Genomic DNA, 16,294 nt, shown 5'->3' with positions numbered 1-16,294 from the left:
CCGTCCCGTGCTGGAGTCCGTGGTGCATGGCGAGGGGGCGGGGTCCGGGTCGGTGGAGCCGGGCCCCGCCCCCTCACGGCTGTTACTGCTGCACGCTGATGGCCTGGGTGGCCTCGGACTGCGCGACCGCGTACGGCGAGCACTGGTTCAGCGCGGCCGACTCGTTGTGCGCGTCCACGTGCGCGATCTTCTTGGTGACCGTGGACACCTTGGAGAAGTTGAACGAGAACCTCCCGAGCGCCTCACGGCCGGGGAGCAGTTCGGCGGATTCGGCCTGCAGCTGGTCCATGTTCATGGGCAAACTCCTTTTCGGATTCGGATGGATCGACAAGGGATGAGCGAGCGAAACGTGTGCCGTTGCGGCGTGGCCGGGACGGGGACTGTGGTGTCCGGGCGTCCTTACGGCCCTGTTTCGCGCCTGCCGGCGGCTTTCGGCTGACGGGTGAGCGAGCAGCACGGGTGTCAGCGCGGTCGCGCCGGAAGGGGAATTGGACGGTCGCCCTTCCGTCCGGTGCGGCCGGGCCATGCGGAAACCCGGCCGCTCCTGGCGGACGCGGTGGTCGTGGGGGCGACCACCGCCAACCGTCCAAAATCTCCGGACGTTTTGTTCGGAGGTCCTGGACGGTAGCCGAAGCGGATGGAAAAACGCAAACAATCCATATGCAACATTCGTTCAGAAGCGTATGGATGTTCTGGCAAGTGGTGTCATCAGGGCCGATGACGTGGCAAGGCGGGGCTTCGCGGTGTGTGCGGGGCGGGTGCGGCGCGCGTCGGGAGCGGGGCGTCGCGCGTGGGGCGGGGGATCGTCAATACCCGTCGCATCAGGGGGAGTTGGGCGGGGTGAGGGGGGTTGCCGAGGCCGGAGAATTGTTTCTTCGGTGAGCCGGGGATGTGCTCATGTGACGGGGAGCCGGTAGACGGCCAGGACGTCGCCGCCGACGCGGACATGGAAGTCCGCCGGGCCGTCGCCCAGCCGGCCGGCGACCTCGGCGACGGCCTCGAGTTCGGCGGCGCTGCACACGGCGGCGGCGGCCTTCAGTACGTCGGTCAGCGCCGCCTGCGAAAGGTGCCGGTGCGTGTCGCCGGCGAGCAGAATCACCGGCTCGCCACTGCTGCCACGCACGACCGCGGTCACGGAGGTTCCTTGTACGACGAGCACCTGCTACCCCTCTCGCCAGCGCGGCGTTTCGCCGCCGGCGGGTCCTGGCAACGGCAGGAGGATATCCCCGGCTTTTCGGAATCGGCCGTCAACGGCTGGCGCCGACACCGCTCTTCGGCCGAAGGTCTGGCCGAGCTTAGCGGGAGGGTCGGGGCCGGGCGGAGCACCCGCCGGGCGTGCATGTGCTCGAATGCGCAGGGTGGACGGGCAGGGGCGGGTGCGCGGGGTGGATGCCCAGGGCCGGTCCCGCACGGTGAGTTGGGTGTGGGGACGCTGTAACGGAATGCCCCGGCGTCGGGCGGGACGCCGGGGCAGGGGGTACGCCGGGGCAGGCGGGACGCCAGTGGCGGGACGCGCTGCCGGTCTAGTGCTGTGGCCGGAAAGGTTTGCCGGAAAGCTCGCGGCGTCCGGTGCGGTGCATCGCAAGGCGGAGCATCACCCGCGTACTGGACGTACTCGGGTGATGCGACAACGCGGCGAGGTGCCGTGCCGGGCGTCGTGAGCCGGTGAACCTTTCCGGTCGCAGCACTAGCCGCGGGCGACGGCGTCCCGGTCCTCGGTGGCGCGGTCCCCGGCGGCCCGGTCGATCTCCTCCTGGAGCTCGATGGCGTGGACGATGCTCCCGGTCAGTGTTCTGCGGATGATGGGGTCGGTGATCCCCCACGCCGTCACCGCCTCCTCCGGGGAGAGAGCCCCCGAGGTGGTCCCACGGTGTGCGGCCGGCGGGTGGGGCCGGCGCTGCTCGGGCATGAGGCCGCTCTCCACCCACATGCTGCGGTGGTCGAGGTTGAGGACCGTCGCCCATGTCGTCAGCTGCGAGGGCAGCGGCAAGGTCTTGCCGTCCAGCGTCCGGCTGATGGTGGTCAGGCTCAGGCCGGTCGCCGCGGCCAGCTGCGCCCGCCCGCCGGCCCGCCGGCGGACGTCGTACCCGGCCGCGGTCGCGGCCGCCGTGAGATACGCGCCGACTCGCCTGGCCTGAGCCTGCCGCTCGGCCCGGCGCGCGTGGGGGGAATCTTCCATGCTCCGCATGTCCGGAGCGTAGCGCGCAGGAAAGGGCGCACCCATTTGTTGCACGCGTGCACTTTTGCAGGTCACACCCTAGATCGGGTATTTGCGCAGGCCACATTGTCAATGTCGTATCTGTGTGCGAATCAAAATACCCTTGCGTCACTTATGTCTGGCAACTTGCATATGTTGCGTGCGTGTGGGTTAGCCGCACGGCTGCACGTCGCTGAGGGGGTCTTTCGACCATGCTTCGCCTCCACATGGCCACGCTCCTGGTAAAGGCCAGGGAGCTCGGCGACGTGAGCGTCGCCGACATGGCGCAGCGCACCGGTATCAGCAAATCCACGCTGCACCGGCTCGCCGCCGGAACGAAACAGCCGAGCCTTTCCACGTTGTGGACACTGCGCGACGCCTACCGTATCCGGCTCGACGCGCTCGTCTACGACGATCCGCACACCCTCCAGGCCACCACCCCGGCCCGCGCGCAGCGCATGACCACCCGTCAGCCGCACCATCCCCCGCGGCGGCAGGCGGCCGGCTGACGTCCCGCCTGCCTCCTGCCTCCTGCCTCCTGCCTCTTTTCCCATTCCCTTTCCCTTTGTTCTTTTCCGCCCCGCACCGCGTGCGGGCGACGGCATCCGCCGGAAGTCCACGCAGGAAAAGCCTTGTCCACGTCTCATCGGGAGCACGCCTTGACCACCCCGGCACACACTGCCCTGACCAGCCACGCCAAGACCGAGCCCGTTCTCATCGCCCGTGCCCAGCAGGGGGACAGGGAGGCGTTCGCCGAGCTGTACCTGATGCACCACGACGTCGTCGCCACGCTCATCGGTCAACGGGTGAGATCGAACCCGGCCGTGGCCGAGGACCTCACCGCCGATGTCTTCATGAAGGCCTGGGCCAAGATCGCCACCTTCACCTGGACCGGGACCTCGATCCGCGCCTGGCTGTGCACCATCGCGCGCCATGTGGTCGCCGACCACTTCAAGACCGCCGCGACCCGCCGTCTGACCTTCGTCGACCACATCACCCAGCTCACCGACACCTGGGCACCGCCGGTGAACAACAACCCCGAGGACACCGTCCTGTCCCATCTCGCCGTCGCCGACCTCCACCACGCCCTGTCCGAGATCACGCCCCGTCAGCAGATCGTGATCCGGCTGCGGTTCCTGGACGAGATGACCATCAGCGAGACCGCCCGCACCATGGGCACCACCGACGCCGCCGTCAAGACCCTCCAGTGGCGCGCCCTGGACTCCCTGCGCAAGGCCTACGCGGGAGCGGTCGCATGACCGGCCCCGATCCCCACGGCACCGGCGCCGGCGCCGACGCGGAGCAGGAGCTGACCGCGCGGCTGCGCGAACTGGCCCGCGCCTTCATCGCCGACCTGCGCGCCCAGGGACGCCTCGTGGAGAACGGCGGCGGCACGGCGGGTGCGGACGTCGGCGGCGGCGTGCCCGGTGAGCCTGGTGCGTCCGGCGACTCCGGTGCGTTCGGTCGCTCCGGTGCGTCCGGTTGCTCCGGTGCGTTCGGTGACGCGGGGAATTCCGGTGACGCGGGTACGTCCGGTGACGCCCTGCGGCCCGCGCCGCCCAGCGGGGTCCTGGACAGCAGTCACCCGCTCCATCTGCTCTACACGCTCGGCGCACCCGGTCTGTCCGCCGACGCCGACGCCGACGCCGAGCCGGTGGCGCAGCCGGCGCCGGATCCCGAACCCGCCGCGCCGCCCGCCCGGCCCGCCACGGCCTCCGACTGGCCGCCCGCCGTCACCCCGTCCACGCTCGTCCCGTCCGCACTCGTCCCGTCCGCACTCGTCCCGTCCGCGCTCGTCCCGTCCGCACTCGTCCCGGCCCCCGAGGCCGTGCGGGACGCCGCGGCCCAGGACCCGGAACCCGGCCCGGCCCAGCCGCCCACCGCCCGTACCGCCGCCCGGCTGCGTGCCGAGCACGCCGGCCGGCTCGAGGTCACCCGGATCACCTGGGACCAGGAACGCGTCACCGTCCGCATCCACGCCCTGTCCCTGGCCGACTGGGACTACTGGCTGACCGCCGTCGGCGCGCCCCTGGACGCCCCCACCCAGCGCACGGCAGGCGCTCAGACCGTCACCGGACAGCTGGACGGCGTGGAGATCCACCTCACCGCACATGACGTGCCCCGTCTGCTGGAACAGGCCGCCCGCCGCGCCGCGGAACCCTTCTGCCTGGCCGGCCGCGTGTACGACCTCGCCCAGGACCACACCGACCGGCACGGCCGGCGCTGGCTCTACCGGGGCCGGAGCCGGGACGACGAGACTCCCCTGCTCGTCCTCGCCGGCACCGACGGCCCGTCCTACCCCCTCACCACGGTCGTCACCGCCAACGGCCCCCTCACGCCCGCCCCGCGCCACAGCACCGACGACTGACCCGGCGCCCGGCACCCCCGCCCGCGGGCACTCGCGCCTCCGGCATGACCGGTTCCACCGCCCTCCCCTTCTTCACCGCCCTCCCCTGCTTCACGCCCTTCCTTCCACCGCCCCCTCTCACCGCCCTCCCGGACGCAGGTGCCCGCACCGCGTCCGAGCAGCCGTGGGCAGGAGACGCGGAACGCCTTGCGGAGACGGCCGTTAGACTCACTGACAGGCGGCCACTGATCCTCCACAGGAAGCACCGGCGGTGACCAACACACTGCAGGACATGATCAAGCGCAAGCTGGACCAGAACGGCTGGTCGTACAGCGACGTGGCACGTCGCGGCGGCATCTCCCGCTCCACGGTCCACCATCTGGCCACCTCCCCGCGGCTGGCGCAGATGCCCCAGCAGACCACTCTCGAAGGCCTGGCCAAGGGACTTGGCATACCCGTGGCGCCGGTGCAGAGGGCCGCCGCCCGTGCCGCGGGCGTCAATCTCTATCTGGAGGACGCCCCCCACTCCACCGACCCCGAGGTGGAGATCCTCATCGCCAGCGTCCAGCAGCTCAGCCCCACCGACCGCCGCCACGTCGCCGTCCTCGTCGAATCCCTGCTGCGCGCAGACGCGTCCCGGTGAGGGCGGCCGGGGGCACCGTCCGTCTCAGGCCTCCGTGCGCTCCCCCAGCCGCCGGGCCGCGCCGATCCAGTCGATGACGGCCTGCACGGTCACGCTGTCCAGTTCGGCCAGGCGGAAGACCGCCTGCACATCTCCCACCTCCAGGGGCACGCGCACCGCCTCCAAGGCCCCGTACAGGCGCACCCGGTGCGCGTGGGGCACGGAAGCGGCGGCCGCCTGCCCGTGTACGCCGGCGCCACGGCCGGCGTCGGCGTCGGGCGCGAACAGTGGTGGTGTGTCCATCACGCGGTTGATCACCCCTCGTAGTCGGGCAGGCACGTCGGCCGGCCGCTCACCGATGCGCCGAGGGCCTGGCCCAGGGCCGCATCGAGTTCCTTTTTCGGCGCCTGTGCCCGTCGCCCGGCCGCGGGCGCCGGCCGGCGGCCGACCCCCGCCCACAGCGCCTCCGCGCCGGTGCCGGTGCCGTGCCGTACCGCCGCCTCGCCCGGGGGCTCCCCACGGGCGTATCCGGTGTCGAAGCCCACCGGGTGCCCGGACACGGCGTCCAGCACGACCGCCGCGTACACACGGCCGTCCACCGCGGGCACCACCCGCACATCCACGACCCACCGGCCGCCGGAGCCCCCCGCCGCCCCGCGCGCACCCTCCTGAGGCACCCGCCCCGCCCTCCCCCTGATCCCGGCGGCGTTCATCAGCCGCTGCACCGTCCGGTCGCCGACGCCTGCGCCGTACACCTCGGCGAGCTCCCGCCGCACCCGGCGGTACCCGAACCGGCCGCCCGAGGCACGGTGGATGTCCCCCACCAGCCCGGCCAGCCACATCCCGCGCAACGACCGCGCCGGCGGTGCCGCCGCCCGTGCCCGCCACGCGTAGTAGCCCGACTCGGACACCCCGAGCAGCTCGACCACCCGCTTCACCGGGAAGCCCTCCCCCGCCATGCGGGCGGTCACCTCGTACCGCCTTTTGGGGGCATCCCCTCCCGCATCACCCGGACCAGCCGGCGGCACAGCACGACCTCCCGCTCCAGCGCCTCCACCCGGCTTCCCCCCGCCGCCCCGGGCGCCGGGCCGTCCAGCCGGCGCCACCGGTAGACCGTCTGCGCGGACACCCCCACCCGCCGGGCCACCTCCTTCACCGGCACCCCCCGCGCCAGCAGCTCCATCGCGGACGACCGCCGCCCCACGCCCTCGAGGCCACCCACGGCCGATCACCTCCCACACCAATCAACCCACCAGCCCGGCCCCGCCGTCGACGCCCCGCTGCCCTGTTGCCCTGCCGCTCTGTTGCCCCGCCGCTCCGTGCCGCGGTTGCGCACGGCATCCCCCTCCCCCGCCGGTCCGGACGGCACCGGCCGGGTCGGGGCGCATCGGTGGTGCGGGCCGGGAGAGCGGCGACGGCCCACGGTCGAGGCGGGCCCGCCATGGGGCAGGTGGGGGAAGGACCGGCCGACCGACCGTCAAGGCGCCGATTGCCGTGTGCGGCCGGCCCACCCAAGCGCCGGCCGCACACCGCCCCGGACGGCCCGGTCGCCGCTCCCAACGACACACAGCCACGCGCCAACCGGGGCCGTCCAAAGACTCCGGACGATCCGTCCGGAGAGCCTGGACAGTAACCGAAAGCTCCCAGCCAACGCAAACTTCATAAATGCGACACGCGTTCACGACGCTCGGCCCGCCCCCACCCCCACCCCGACACGCCCACGCACCCCCGGCCGGCACCCGCACACCGCCGCCCCAGCCGCCCGCCGCCCGCGCCACCCCTCCCCCGGCGCCGTCCCCGGCTCCGCCGCACACGACGCACCACCGCACCCCGGGTCGCCCTCGCCGCCCGACGCGACCACCCGCTTTCTCGCGACGGCACTACGACCGGTCGTCAGCAATTGAAATGTGAATTCACGCCGCCGCACACAATTCACGACACCCGGCAATAAACCGGCACAGCCAATTGAATTCACCTGACCGGACGCCGTGCGCAGGCTCCGCGGCAGCCGCACTCAATAGACCCTCGCCGAGAGCGCGAGAACGGCGCTGAGCTGCCCTCTTTTCATCTGCCGTCCGTACGGCGCGGACCGGACCGGAAAAGCGCCGCGGCCCACGGAATGCCGTCCGCCCTGAGATAGCGTCACATCCATGCGGGGCGTCGATCCGAGCCCCCTGACATTCGGAAGGAAACAAGGTGAACACCCTCGCCAAAATGGCTGCGGGCGCAATCCTCACGGCCGGCGCCGTCGTAGTGCCGCTGTCCACTCAGGCAGCCGCCGCCCCCCTCACCCACACCACGGCCGCCCGCCACGCCGGCGACTTCGGCCGCCACTGCCACGACCACTGGCGCGGCGACGACCGGCGGTACTGGCGCGACGACGACTGCCGTACCCACAACCGCGCCTCCTACTGGAACCGCTTCCGCCACAACGACTGGAGGCACCACCACAACCACGACTGCGACCGCTACTGGCGCTACTGATCCCGTCGCGCTCCTCTCCGACCACCACTGACACCGCTCACCGTGCCCCCACCACCGATGCGGGGGCACGGTGAGCACAGTCATGTCCGCTGTCACAGGCCCCTTCTACGCTGCCGGTCATGAGCAGATGGATGGGGAACACCCAGGTCCTGGCGGAACAGGCGGCGCAGTACCGGGAACTGGCCGGGCGCGGGGATCTGCCGGGGCTGTCCCGCGCCGTGATGCGGGCCGCCTGCGCCAACGGCTCCATGACGGGCGTGGGGGCCGAGAACATGGAGCTCCTGCGGCAACTGCCCGACGGGGACCGGCTGGAGCTCGCCGGCCTGTGGGCACACTGGTACGCCCACGTGGAGGACGACTGGTCGGCCGAGGAGTTCCGGCGGGACCGGGAACACCTCCGCGGCGAACTGCTGCTGACCGCCTCCGGGATCGCCCGTGGCCTGGCCGGGAACCTGCTGGCCGCCGAACGCCGGGAAATGCTCCTGCCGTTGCGGGACCAGTTCCTCGTCTGGTCCACCCACCGGATCTGGGAACTGGCCGACGCGGAGATCGCGGCCGGGCGTGTTCCCGACGCGGCCGTGCTGGCCGCCTTCCGGCGTACGGGTGCCGCGGCGCACCTGCCGGGTTTCCGCCGCACCCAGGCGGCCGCGAACGGGGCGGAGCCGGGGATGCGGGACCTGCTGGCCCGTTTTCCCGGGCCGGTGCTCAATCCCGGTGAGCCCTGGGCCGACTTGGCGATGAAGGACGCGGCCGCCGCGGGAGCGCCGTGGCAGCGGCTGCTGGAGCATCCGGCTCCCGCGACGGCCGGCGCGCCGTCGGCGAAGTGGCTGCGGACCGCGTCGGCCCTGCTGGACGCCGCCGGCCGGGAGGAGGCGCGGCGGGCGTTGGTCAGATGGCTCGACGCCGCTCGGCTCGACCGGACCTTCCCGCTTCTCGGCCATCCGCACCTGCCGTTCGATGTGAACGCGGGCTTCGACCCCTACAACGCCCAGGTGCTCCGCGGGCTCGCCTGGATGCTGTCCCTGCTTCCGCCCGGGCCGGACACCGTCCATGCGCTCGCCGGACTCGTGGAGACCTCCCTGGAGCACCGGTCCCAGGACGCGCCCCGCTCGCCCCGGGTCGCCGAGGCGGGCATCGTCGCGCTGGCCCTGCTGGAGGACGGCGCGGCGCGGGCGGAGCTGGAGACCTTCAGCGGCTGGGTCACCCACAAGGGCGTGTCGCGGTGCCTGGACCGGGCGCTCGCACGGGTCTGATCAGGACCCCGGCGTCTGATCAGGGCCCCTCCGTCTCGTCAGTACCCCGGCGTCTGATCAGGGCCCCTCCCTCTCGTCAGGACCCCGGCGTCTGATCACGACCGGTCAGGGCCCGGGCCCCGGGATCCGATCAGGTCGACGGTGCGCCCGCCCACCGGTGCGGGGCGGTTCCGCGGCCGGCGCCGGCCCCTCGACCTGGTGACCGGCGGTCCCGCCCGTCGCCGGCCGCGGAAATCTGCTCGCGTCGTGGCCGGAGGTGGCCGAGACTCGGACTCATGGCAGACATGGGGGCGTTGCGGGACGCGGTCACCGCGTGGGCGGCTGGCGGCTCCGGCGCGCCCGCGAAGGAACTGGCCGCGCGGCTGCGCGTGCGGGCGGCCGTCCTGCTCGAAGGGCTGAGCGACGTCGCGGCGGTCGAGGCGCTGGCGGGCAGCCGCGGCCGGGACCTGGCGGCCGAGGGGATCTGCGTGCTGTCGATCGGCGGGGCGATGAGCGTCGGGCGCTACGCGCGGCTCCTGGGTGCGCCCGGTCTGGGACTCCGCCTCGCCGGACTGTGCGACGAGGGGGAACGCCCTTATTACGCCCGCGGTTTCGAGCGGGCCGGCGCGGCGCGGCAGGACTTCTTCGTCTGCGCGGCGGACCTGGAGGACGAGCTCATCCGCGCGCTGGGCGTGGCCCGGGTGGAGGAACTCATCGGCGAGCAGGGCGACCTGCGGGCCCTGCGGACCTTTCTGCGCCAGCCCGCGCAGCAAGGGCGCGCCCCGCAGCAGCAGTTCCGGCGCTTCCTCGGCACCAAGAAGGGACGCAAGATCCACTACGGCCGTGTGCTCGTCGAGGCCCTGCACCCCGACCGCGTTCCGGCCCCCCTCGACGGTCTGCTCGCCGGCCTCTGACCGGGCCGCCCGCCCGCGCGCCTGTCGGTCCGCAGCCGCACGCCCATCCGTGCGCAGCCGCACGCCCGGTCGCGGCCGGCCGTGCGCCGTGTGGCGGGCGGTCACCCGTGCCGCAGGTTCCCGGTGGCCGCTCGCATGCGCCGCCGGTCCCGGCGGACGAGGGCGGCCGTGAGGGCCGCCACGAACAGCGCGGCGGTGGCCGTGGGGATCAGGAATGCCGTCATTGCCGTCATCGCTCCTCCTTCCGCCCGGCGGTGTGCCGGGCGCGCGCGTCGGTGGCCGTCGTGCGGGGGCCGGGGGCGTGGTGCGGGGGCCGGTGGCCCGGGTGATGGCCGACTCCACGGCGGCGACCCGGTCGGCGAGCAGGCCGAGCGCGGCGACCGCGCGGCCGCTCGTGCCCGGCACGGGCGCGTCCCGGCGAGCGCGTCCCGACGGGCGCGTCCCGGCGAGCGCGTCCCGACGAGGGCTCCGGTGCCGGGTACCTGCCGGTGTCCGGCACCGGAGCCTTCCGTAGTGCTCCCCCGACGCATGCTGCCCGATCCATCCGGGCCCGCGCATTGCCGGTCACCGGCAAAGTTGTCTAGGGTCTGCTTGCCGGTGCACCGTCAAAAGCGGCGCGGTGCCGGGACACGGGGGATCGGGATGGCGCAGCGAGATGTTCCGGAGCAGTACCTGGACGGGTACGACCGCATTCTGATGGAGGTGTCGGGCACCGGGCGGCGCCTGACCCGTGAGGAACTGGACTCCCGGCGGGCCCTGGGCGAACAGGCCGCCGAGGCCGGGTACGGGCTGCGGGCCCTGGTCGGCGCCCACCTCGCCGCGACCCGCGCCGTCTGGCCGGGCACACCCGGCTCCGCCGACAGCACGCTGGCCGCGGTGCAGCAGGCGATCGACGCCTTCGCCGAGGGATACGAGCGAGCCCAGCGTCTGGCGGTGCGTCAGGAGGAGGCGGCCCGGCGGGAGTTCATCGACGACCTGCTCTACGGCCGCAGCGACCTCGGCCGGCTCGCCGAGCGCGCCGAACGCTACGGCCTGCGGCTGTCGCACACCCACGCCGTCGCCGTCGCGCAGGGCCCCGCCGCCTACGAGGAGGGCTCGTCGGTGCCCCGGCGGGTGGAGCAGGCCCTGCTGGCCCGTTTCGGCAACCGCGACGTGCTGCTCACCACCAAGGACGGCCGCCTGCTGTGCGTCGCCCCCGGTCACGAGGAGGAGGTGCTGCCCTACTTCGCCAAGCAGGCCTACGCCGCGACGGACGGCGGCCGGGTCGCCATCGGCCGCCCGCAGCCCGGCCCCGGCGGTGTCGTCCAGTCGTACGAGGAGGCGCTGAACGCCCTGGAACTGGCCGAGCGTCTCGATCTCGACGACCCCGTGCTGCACGCCGCCGACCTGCTGGTCTACCCGGTCCTCACCCGCGACCGGCAGGCCATGGCCGACCTGGTCCGCAACACCCTCGAACCCCTGACGGCCGCCCGCGGCGGCGCCCAGCCGCTCCTGGACACGCTCACCGCCTACTTCGCCTGCGGCTGCGTCGCCGCGGAGGCCGCCCGCCGGCTGTCCCTGAGCGTACGGGCCCTGACCTACCGTCTGGAGCGCATCCACCGGCTCACCGGCGCCAACCCCGCGGACCCGGCCCACCGCTACATGCTCCAGACCGCCACGATCGGCGCCCGGCTGCTGGACTGGCCCGCCAAGGAGCTGTGAGCGGGGCCGGTGATCCCTGTTGGCCGACTTGGCCCACTTGGTCGACGCCGTCCCGAACCGGGACGTACAGTACCCCCAGGGGTATTTTTGGAGGAGTGGCCGTGGAACTGGAGTTCGAGGGCACGGAGCTCAGGGCCGTGCTGAACCGGCTGCGCCGGGCACAGGGGCAGATCTCCGGAGTGATCCGGATGATCGAGGAGGGGCGCGACTGCGAGGACGTGGTCACGCAACTCGCCGCCGCCTCGCGCGCGCTGGACCGGGCCGGTTTCGCGATCATCGCGACGGGGCTGCAGCAGTGCGTGACCGACATGGAGTCGGGCCGCGTCGGCGGCGAGGACCCGGGCGCGATGCGGGCTCGCCTGGAGAAGCTGTTCCTGTCACTCGCGTGATCGTGGGCCGGGGTGCGGTGGTGCGTGAGGGTGCAGTGGTGCGTCGGGGTGCAGGTGGTGCGTCGGGGTGCGGTGGTGCGGCCGTCCGCGGGCGGCCGGGCGGGGAGCGTGGGCCCGTCCGCGGCCGGGCGGCGGGCGTGCCGTCCGGTTACGGCCAGGTGGCGAGTGTGCGGCCCGTCTGTTCGTCCACCAGCGTGATCCTGGCGCCGTGCAGGTTGCCGTACTCGCCCACCCAGCCGCGGAACTTCCTGCGTGCGCTCGCCTCGCCGGCCCACCAGCCCTGCTGCACCGTCCGGCCGCCGGCGGTGAGGGTCAGGTGGTAGCGCTCCGCGTCATGGGCGCCGGTGCCGGTGCCGGTCATCGTGCCCCGGATCGCCGCCGTCGCCGGCGGCGGCAGGAGCGGCGGGTGCGCGGCTAGGCACTGCGCGGCCTCCGGCCCGCCGTCTTCTTCGCCGCCGTCTTCTTCGCGGCGGCCTTCTTGGCCGGCTGCTTCTTCGCGGCCGCCTTCTTCTTCGGGGCCGGCATCTCGTGGACCTCGGCCCGGCCGCTCTCGCCGCGGGAGGCCCTGGCCCGGGCCACCGACTCGTTGAGCGCGGCCATCAGGTCCAGCACCTTGCCCGGCTCGGCCTCCGGCTCCGGCGGCACGGCCGGTTCCCGGTGCTCGCGCTTGGCCTCGATGATCTCCTCGAGGGCCTCGGTGTAGGTGTCGCGGAACTCCGGGTCGTCCAGGTCCTCCCGCGTCATGGTGTCCATCAGCGCGAGGGCGCCCTCGATCTCCGCCTCGCTCACCTCCACCGGCGGCGGGGCGACCTGCGAGGGGTCGCGGATCTCGTCCGGCCAGCGCATCAGGTGCAGCACCAGCACGTTGTCCTTGACGCGGAGGATGCCCAGCCGTTCCCTGCCGTGCCAGGCCCACTTGGCGACGGCCACTCTGGAGGACCTGGCCAGCGCCTGGCGCAGCAGCTTGTACGGCTTGGCCGCGACCTGCCCGTCGGGTGCCAGGTAGTAGCCCTCGCCGATGCGGATCGGGTCGATGGACCCCAGCGGCACGAACGCGTCGATCTCGATCGCCTTCGCCGTCGGCAGCGGCAGGTTCTCCAGGTCGGCGTCGGTGATCGGGATGATCTGCGTCCTGGAGACCTCGTACCCCTTGCCGATCTCGTCCTGCGCGACCTCGCGGTCCTCCAGCTCGCACACCTTGCGGTAGCGGATCCGGCCCATGTCCGTCAGGTGGTACTGGCGGAAGTGGATGCTGTGGTCCTCGGTGGCCGACTGGACGTGGATGGGCACCGTGACCAGGCCGAAGCTGATCGCACCGGACCAGATGGTTCGGGGCATGGCAGACCTCCGCGGCAGGCCCCGAGCACCTTCAGGCTACGGGCTCGCCCCCGCCGCGGCATCCAGGCAGGCGGGAACCGGGCGGCTCGCCGTGGGCGGGGCGGGGAACGTACGGGTCGAGCGGCCCGGCCGGCGGGCGTTTCCGCGGCCGGGGCGGGGCCCGGCGATCCGCCGGGGACGGCCGGGCGACACCACCCTGAATACCCCCGGGGGTACTCGTGCTACGGTGAAACGCATACCCCAGGGGGTAATCGGGACACTCCGTGGAAGGGAACGTCTCCGTGTTCTTCATCGACACCATCGAGCTCAAGGGCCTCGGCAACCGGCACTACCTGGCCGGCGGCGGGCGTACGGCCGTGGCGGTGGACCCGCCGCGGGACATCGACCAGGTGCTGGCCGCAGCGGCCCGGCGCGGGGTGCGGATCACACACGTGGTGGAGACCCACATCCACAACGACTACGTCACCGGCGGGCTGGAACTGGCCCGGCTGACGGGCGCCCGCTACCTGGTCCCGGCCGGGGCGCAGGTGTCGTTCGCGCGGGTGCCGGTGGCCGACGGCGACACGGTCGCCGTGGACGCCGGGCTGGAGCTGCGCGCGGTCGCCACCCCGGGTCACACCCCGCACCACACGGCGTACGTGCTGCGCGAGGAGGGGCGGCCGGTGGCCGCGTTCACCGGCGGTTCGCTGCTGATCGGGACGGTGGGCCGCCCGGACCTGGTCGAGCCGCGGCTGACCGAGCGGCTGGCCCGCGCCCAGCACGCCTCCGCGCACCGTCTGGCGGCCGAGCTGCCGGACGAGACGTCCGTGCTGCCCACCCACGGCTTCGGCAGCTTCTGCTCCTCCGCGCAGGCCGAGGGGGACGCCACCACCATCGGCGTGGAGAAGAAGGTCAACGCGGCGCTGACCCAGGACGTGGACTCCTTCGTCGCCGGACTGCTGGCCGGCCTCGACGACATCCCCGCCTACTACGCGCACATGGGCCCGGCCAACGCGGGCGGTCCCGCGCCGGTGGACCTGACTCCCCCCGCCGTCGCCGACGCCCGGGAGATCGCCGCCCGGCTCGCGGCCGGCGAGTGGGTGGTGGACCTGCGCAACCGGGTCGCGTTCGCCGAGGGCCACGTCGCCGGGTCGTTCAACTTCGAGGCCGACGGCAAGATCGCCACCTATCTGGCCTGGATGATCCCGTGGGGCAAGCCGGTCACGCTGCTGGCCGAGTCGCCCGAGCAGCTGGCCGCCGCGCAGCGGGAACTGGTGCGCGTCGGCATCGACCGGCCCGCGGCCGCCGCGACCGGCGCGCCGGAGCAGTGGGTGGCCGAGGACGCCGCGCTCGCCTCCTTCCCCCGCTCCACCTTCGCCGGGCTGGCCGCCAGGGGCACGGACGGCATCGTCGTCCTGGACGTACGCCGCGACTCCGAGCGGGCCGGCGGACACCTCCCCGGCTCCGTGCACATCCCGATCCACGAGCTGCACCGGCGGCTCGGCGAGGTCCCGGCGGGCACGGTGTGGGTGCACTGCGCCGGCGGCATGCGGGCCGCCATCGCCGCCTCCCTGCTGGACGCCGCGGGCCGTGACGTGGTCGCGGTGGACGACGGTTTCGACGCCGCCGCCCGCGCCGGGCTGACCGTCGTCACCGGCTGACGGTCGCCACCGGCTGACCGTCGTCCCCGGCTGACGGTCGCCACCGGCTGACCGTCGCCACCGGCCGACGGTCGCCACCGGCCGACCGTCGTCCCCGGCTGACGGTCGCCACCGGCTGACCGTTGTCCCCGGCTGACCGTCGTCCCCGGCTGACGGTCGCCACCGGCTGACCGTCGCCACCGGCCGACGGTTGCCACCGGCCGACCGCTCCCGTCGTACCCCTTCTCCTCCGAACTGCCGAACTGCCCGAACTTCCCGAGAGGTTGTCCGATGTTCCTCCTCCGCAGCGGCCCGGACCGCGTCGGCGTCGACGAGGCCCGCCGGCGCACCCGGGGCGCCGACGCCCCGGCCGTCCTGCTGGACGTGCGCGAGCGGGACGAGTGGAGTGCCGGGCACGCGCCCGGCGCCGTCCACGCGCCGCTGTCCGGCCTGACCCTGGGCGAGCCGCTGCCGGGCGCGGCCCACGGCCGGCCGCTGGTGGTGATCTGCCGCAGCGGGTACCGCTCCCGGCGGGCCGCCCGGCTGATGGCCGGGCGCGGCGCCGAGGCGGTGGACGTCGTGGGCGGCATGAAGGCGTGGGCCGCCGCCGGTCACCCCGTCGTCGACGAGCACGGGAACGACGGCTTCATAGCATGACCGCTCTGATACTCGCGCTCCTCGCCGGCGCCGTGGTCGGCCTGGCCCTCGGCGGCCTCGGCGGCGGCGGCAGCGTGCTGGCGGTGCCCGCACTGATCTATCTGCTCGGTTTCACCCCGGCGCAGGCGACCACCGCCAGTCTGCTGATCGTCACCCTGACGTCGGTCACGGCGCTCGTGGGACACACCAGGGACGGCCACGTGGTCTGGCGGACGGGGCTGTTGTTCGCGGCGGCCGGCATCGTGCCCGCGATGCTCGCCGGGGCCGCCGCCGGGCACCTGCCGCAGACCGCGCTGACCGCGGCGTTCGCCGTGATCGCGACCGTCGCGGCGCTGCGTATGCTGCGGCCCTCACGCGCCGCGGCCACGGGTCCGGTGCGTCCCGGCAGGGCCGGGGCGGCCGGCGCCGGGCTCGGCGCGGTGACCGGCTTCCTGGGGGTGGGCGGCGGCTTCCTGGCCGTCCCGGCCCTGGTGGGCGTGGTCGGCGTGCCCATGCGCCGGGCCGTCGGCACCAGCCTGCTGGTCATCACCGTCAACTCGCTGGCCGCGCTGGGCGCCCGGGCCGGCACCGGTACGCATCTGGACTGGGCGGTCGTCGCGCCGTTCACCGCGGCGGCGGTCCTGGGCGCCTGGGACGGCAAACGCCTGTCGGCCCGGCTCGACGGCGACACGCTGCAACGGCTGTTCGCCTATGTGCTGCTCGCGGTCGCCGCCTTCATGCTGATCGACGCGCTCGCCTGAGCCGGCAGGCAGTCCCCCCGGCCCCCCGGCGGACATCAGCACGTTCCACCGGAA

At 73.6% G+C, this 16,294-nt stretch carries 21 protein-coding genes; 12 read left to right on the top strand and 9 right to left on the bottom strand.

What is annotated here, in order from left to right; genetic code table 11:
• Positions 1–82: 82 nt before the first annotated feature.
• From ACI2LW_RS30155 to ACI2LW_RS30145, 3 genes are all read right to left on the bottom strand, one after another.
• Positions 83–295: a hypothetical protein gene (locus tag ACI2LW_RS30155; RefSeq protein WP_404734421.1), complete on the bottom strand. Its 213-nt coding sequence runs from the start codon at positions 293–295 to the stop codon at positions 83–85.
• Between the two features lie 600 nt (positions 296–895).
• On the bottom strand, positions 896–1,135 hold the full coding sequence (locus tag ACI2LW_RS30150; protein ID WP_404734420.1) for a hypothetical protein: 240 nt from the start codon (positions 1,133–1,135) through the stop codon (positions 896–898).
• A gap of 552 nt (positions 1,136–1,687) precedes the next feature.
• Positions 1,688–2,188, bottom strand: coding sequence for a transcriptional regulator (locus ACI2LW_RS30145; RefSeq protein ID WP_404734419.1), 501 nt, complete (start codon positions 2,186–2,188; stop codon positions 1,688–1,690).
• A 236-nt stretch (positions 2,189–2,424) separates the two neighbouring features.
• Between ACI2LW_RS30145 and ACI2LW_RS30140 the strand changes: the two genes are divergently transcribed.
• From ACI2LW_RS30140 to ACI2LW_RS30125, 4 genes are all read left to right on the top strand, one after another.
• Positions 2,425–2,706, top strand: coding sequence for a helix-turn-helix domain-containing protein (locus ACI2LW_RS30140; protein WP_404734418.1), 282 nt, complete (start codon positions 2,425–2,427; stop codon positions 2,704–2,706).
• A gap of 150 nt (positions 2,707–2,856) precedes the next feature.
• Positions 2,857–3,456, top strand: coding sequence for a sigma-70 family RNA polymerase sigma factor (locus ACI2LW_RS30135; RefSeq protein WP_404734417.1), 600 nt, complete (start codon positions 2,857–2,859; stop codon positions 3,454–3,456).
• Entirely contained in the window at positions 3,453–4,565 is a 1,113-nt protein-coding gene (locus ACI2LW_RS30130) for a BN159_2729 family protein (protein ID WP_404734416.1), read from the top strand. Before ACI2LW_RS30135 ends, ACI2LW_RS30130 begins: the two co-directional genes overlap by 4 nt.
• A 250-nt stretch (positions 4,566–4,815) precedes the next feature.
• Positions 4,816–5,187: a helix-turn-helix domain-containing protein gene (locus ACI2LW_RS30125; RefSeq protein WP_404734415.1), complete on the top strand. Its 372-nt coding sequence runs from the start codon at positions 4,816–4,818 to the stop codon at positions 5,185–5,187.
• A 24-nt stretch (positions 5,188–5,211) separates the two neighbouring features.
• On the opposite strand, the gene ACI2LW_RS30120 is transcribed toward ACI2LW_RS30125, so the two are convergent.
• The 3 genes from ACI2LW_RS30120 to ACI2LW_RS30110 are packed head-to-tail and all read right to left on the bottom strand — an operon-like array spanning position 5,212 to position 6,388.
• Entirely contained in the window at positions 5,212–5,469 is a 258-nt protein-coding gene (locus tag ACI2LW_RS30120; protein ID WP_404734414.1) for a hypothetical protein, read from the bottom strand.
• Positions 5,470–5,480: 11 nt separating this feature from the next.
• Positions 5,481–6,137, bottom strand: a complete 657-nt coding sequence (locus ACI2LW_RS30115) for an IS3 family transposase (RefSeq protein ID WP_404734413.1) — start codon at positions 6,135–6,137, stop codon at positions 5,481–5,483.
• Positions 6,134–6,388: a transposase gene (locus tag ACI2LW_RS30110; protein WP_404734412.1), complete on the bottom strand. Its 255-nt coding sequence runs from the start codon at positions 6,386–6,388 to the stop codon at positions 6,134–6,136. The genes ACI2LW_RS30115 and ACI2LW_RS30110 overlap by 4 nt, the downstream gene beginning before the upstream one ends.
• A gap of 992 nt (positions 6,389–7,380) precedes the next feature.
• Between ACI2LW_RS30110 and ACI2LW_RS30105 the strand changes: the two genes are divergently transcribed.
• From ACI2LW_RS30105 to ACI2LW_RS30095, 3 genes are all read left to right on the top strand, one after another.
• Positions 7,381–7,650, top strand: coding sequence for a hypothetical protein (locus tag ACI2LW_RS30105; RefSeq protein ID WP_404734411.1), 270 nt, complete (start codon positions 7,381–7,383; stop codon positions 7,648–7,650).
• Between the two features lie 119 nt (positions 7,651–7,769).
• A complete protein-coding gene (locus ACI2LW_RS30100; protein ID WP_404734410.1) occupies positions 7,770–8,903 on the top strand; it encodes a hypothetical protein in 1,134 nt (377 codons plus the stop codon).
• A gap of 275 nt (positions 8,904–9,178) precedes the next feature.
• Positions 9,179–9,796, top strand: a complete 618-nt coding sequence (locus ACI2LW_RS30095; protein WP_404734409.1) for a TOPRIM nucleotidyl transferase/hydrolase domain-containing protein — start codon at positions 9,179–9,181, stop codon at positions 9,794–9,796.
• Positions 9,797–9,897: 101 nt separating this feature from the next.
• On the opposite strand, the gene ACI2LW_RS30090 is transcribed toward ACI2LW_RS30095, so the two are convergent.
• Positions 9,898–10,029, bottom strand: coding sequence for a hypothetical protein (locus ACI2LW_RS30090; RefSeq protein WP_404734408.1), 132 nt, complete (start codon positions 10,027–10,029; stop codon positions 9,898–9,900).
• Between the two features lie 409 nt (positions 10,030–10,438).
• Here ACI2LW_RS30090 and ACI2LW_RS30085 point away from each other — a divergent pair, with 409 nt between their 5' ends.
• Positions 10,439–11,497, top strand: a complete 1,059-nt coding sequence (locus ACI2LW_RS30085) for a PucR family transcriptional regulator (RefSeq protein WP_404734407.1) — start codon at positions 10,439–10,441, stop codon at positions 11,495–11,497.
• 101 nt (positions 11,498–11,598) lie between these two features.
• A complete protein-coding gene (locus ACI2LW_RS30080; protein WP_404734406.1) occupies positions 11,599–11,886 on the top strand; it encodes a metal-sensitive transcriptional regulator in 288 nt (95 codons plus the stop codon).
• A gap of 148 nt (positions 11,887–12,034) precedes the next feature.
• Here ACI2LW_RS30080 and ACI2LW_RS30075 read toward each other — a convergent pair whose 3' ends face one another.
• On the bottom strand, positions 12,035–12,247 hold the full coding sequence (locus ACI2LW_RS30075) for a hypothetical protein (RefSeq protein ID WP_404734405.1): 213 nt from the start codon (positions 12,245–12,247) through the stop codon (positions 12,035–12,037).
• A gap of 53 nt (positions 12,248–12,300) precedes the next feature.
• Positions 12,301–13,224, bottom strand: a complete 924-nt coding sequence (locus ACI2LW_RS30070; protein ID WP_404734404.1) for a Ku protein — start codon at positions 13,222–13,224, stop codon at positions 12,301–12,303.
• A 281-nt stretch (positions 13,225–13,505) separates the two neighbouring features.
• Between ACI2LW_RS30070 and ACI2LW_RS30065 the strand changes: the two genes are divergently transcribed.
• The 3 genes from ACI2LW_RS30065 to ACI2LW_RS30055 all read left to right on the top strand — a co-directional run bounded on the left by ACI2LW_RS30065 (position 13,506) and on the right by ACI2LW_RS30055 (position 16,240).
• A complete protein-coding gene (locus ACI2LW_RS30065; RefSeq protein WP_404734403.1) occupies positions 13,506–14,864 on the top strand; it encodes a rhodanese-like domain-containing protein in 1,359 nt (452 codons plus the stop codon).
• A gap of 270 nt (positions 14,865–15,134) precedes the next feature.
• Entirely contained in the window at positions 15,135–15,500 is a 366-nt protein-coding gene (locus ACI2LW_RS30060; protein ID WP_404734402.1) for a rhodanese-like domain-containing protein, read from the top strand.
• Positions 15,497–16,240, top strand: coding sequence for a sulfite exporter TauE/SafE family protein (locus tag ACI2LW_RS30055; protein ID WP_404734401.1), 744 nt, complete (start codon positions 15,497–15,499; stop codon positions 16,238–16,240). Before ACI2LW_RS30060 ends, ACI2LW_RS30055 begins: the two co-directional genes overlap by 4 nt.
• The last annotated feature ends 54 nt before the right edge of the window (positions 16,241–16,294 follow it).

It is taken from the genome of Streptomyces sp. NPDC004065 (assembly GCF_044903565.1).
Classification (GTDB): Bacteria; Actinomycetota; Actinomycetes; order Streptomycetales; family Streptomycetaceae; genus Streptomyces.
Note: the sequence above shows the minus strand (reverse complement) of the source record. Positions and strands in the feature narration are given on the sequence as shown.

Excerpts from the sequence above, each read along its gene's own strand:
- ACI2LW_RS30155 (WP_404734421.1), bottom strand. The coding sequence starts at position 295 with ATGAACATGGACCAGCTGCAGGCCGAATCCGCCGAACTGCTCCCCGGC.
- ACI2LW_RS30145 (WP_404734419.1), bottom strand. The coding sequence starts at position 2,188 with ATGCGGAGCATGGAAGATTCCCCCCACGCGCGCCGGGCCGAGCGGCAG.
- ACI2LW_RS30140 (WP_404734418.1), top strand. The coding sequence starts at position 2,425 with ATGGCCACGCTCCTGGTAAAGGCCAGGGAGCTCGGCGACGTGAGCGTC.
- ACI2LW_RS30130 (WP_404734416.1), top strand. The coding sequence starts at position 3,453 with ATGACCGGCCCCGATCCCCACGGCACCGGCGCCGGCGCCGACGCGGAG.
- ACI2LW_RS30120 (WP_404734414.1), bottom strand. The coding sequence starts at position 5,469 with ATGGACACACCACCACTGTTCGCGCCCGACGCCGACGCCGGCCGTGGC.
- ACI2LW_RS30105 (WP_404734411.1), top strand. The coding sequence starts at position 7,381 with ATGGCTGCGGGCGCAATCCTCACGGCCGGCGCCGTCGTAGTGCCGCTG.
- ACI2LW_RS30100 (WP_404734410.1), top strand. The coding sequence starts at position 7,770 with ATGAGCAGATGGATGGGGAACACCCAGGTCCTGGCGGAACAGGCGGCG.
- ACI2LW_RS30095 (WP_404734409.1), top strand. The coding sequence starts at position 9,179 with ATGGCAGACATGGGGGCGTTGCGGGACGCGGTCACCGCGTGGGCGGCT.
- ACI2LW_RS30090 (WP_404734408.1), bottom strand. The coding sequence starts at position 10,029 with ATGACGGCAATGACGGCATTCCTGATCCCCACGGCCACCGCCGCGCTG.
- ACI2LW_RS30085 (WP_404734407.1), top strand. The coding sequence starts at position 10,439 with ATGGCGCAGCGAGATGTTCCGGAGCAGTACCTGGACGGGTACGACCGC.
- ACI2LW_RS30075 (WP_404734405.1), bottom strand. The coding sequence starts at position 12,247 with ATGACCGGCACCGGCACCGGCGCCCATGACGCGGAGCGCTACCACCTG.
- ACI2LW_RS30070 (WP_404734404.1), bottom strand. The coding sequence starts at position 13,224 with ATGCCCCGAACCATCTGGTCCGGTGCGATCAGCTTCGGCCTGGTCACG.
- ACI2LW_RS30060 (WP_404734402.1), top strand. The coding sequence starts at position 15,135 with ATGTTCCTCCTCCGCAGCGGCCCGGACCGCGTCGGCGTCGACGAGGCC.
- ACI2LW_RS30055 (WP_404734401.1), top strand. The coding sequence starts at position 15,497 with ATGACCGCTCTGATACTCGCGCTCCTCGCCGGCGCCGTGGTCGGCCTG.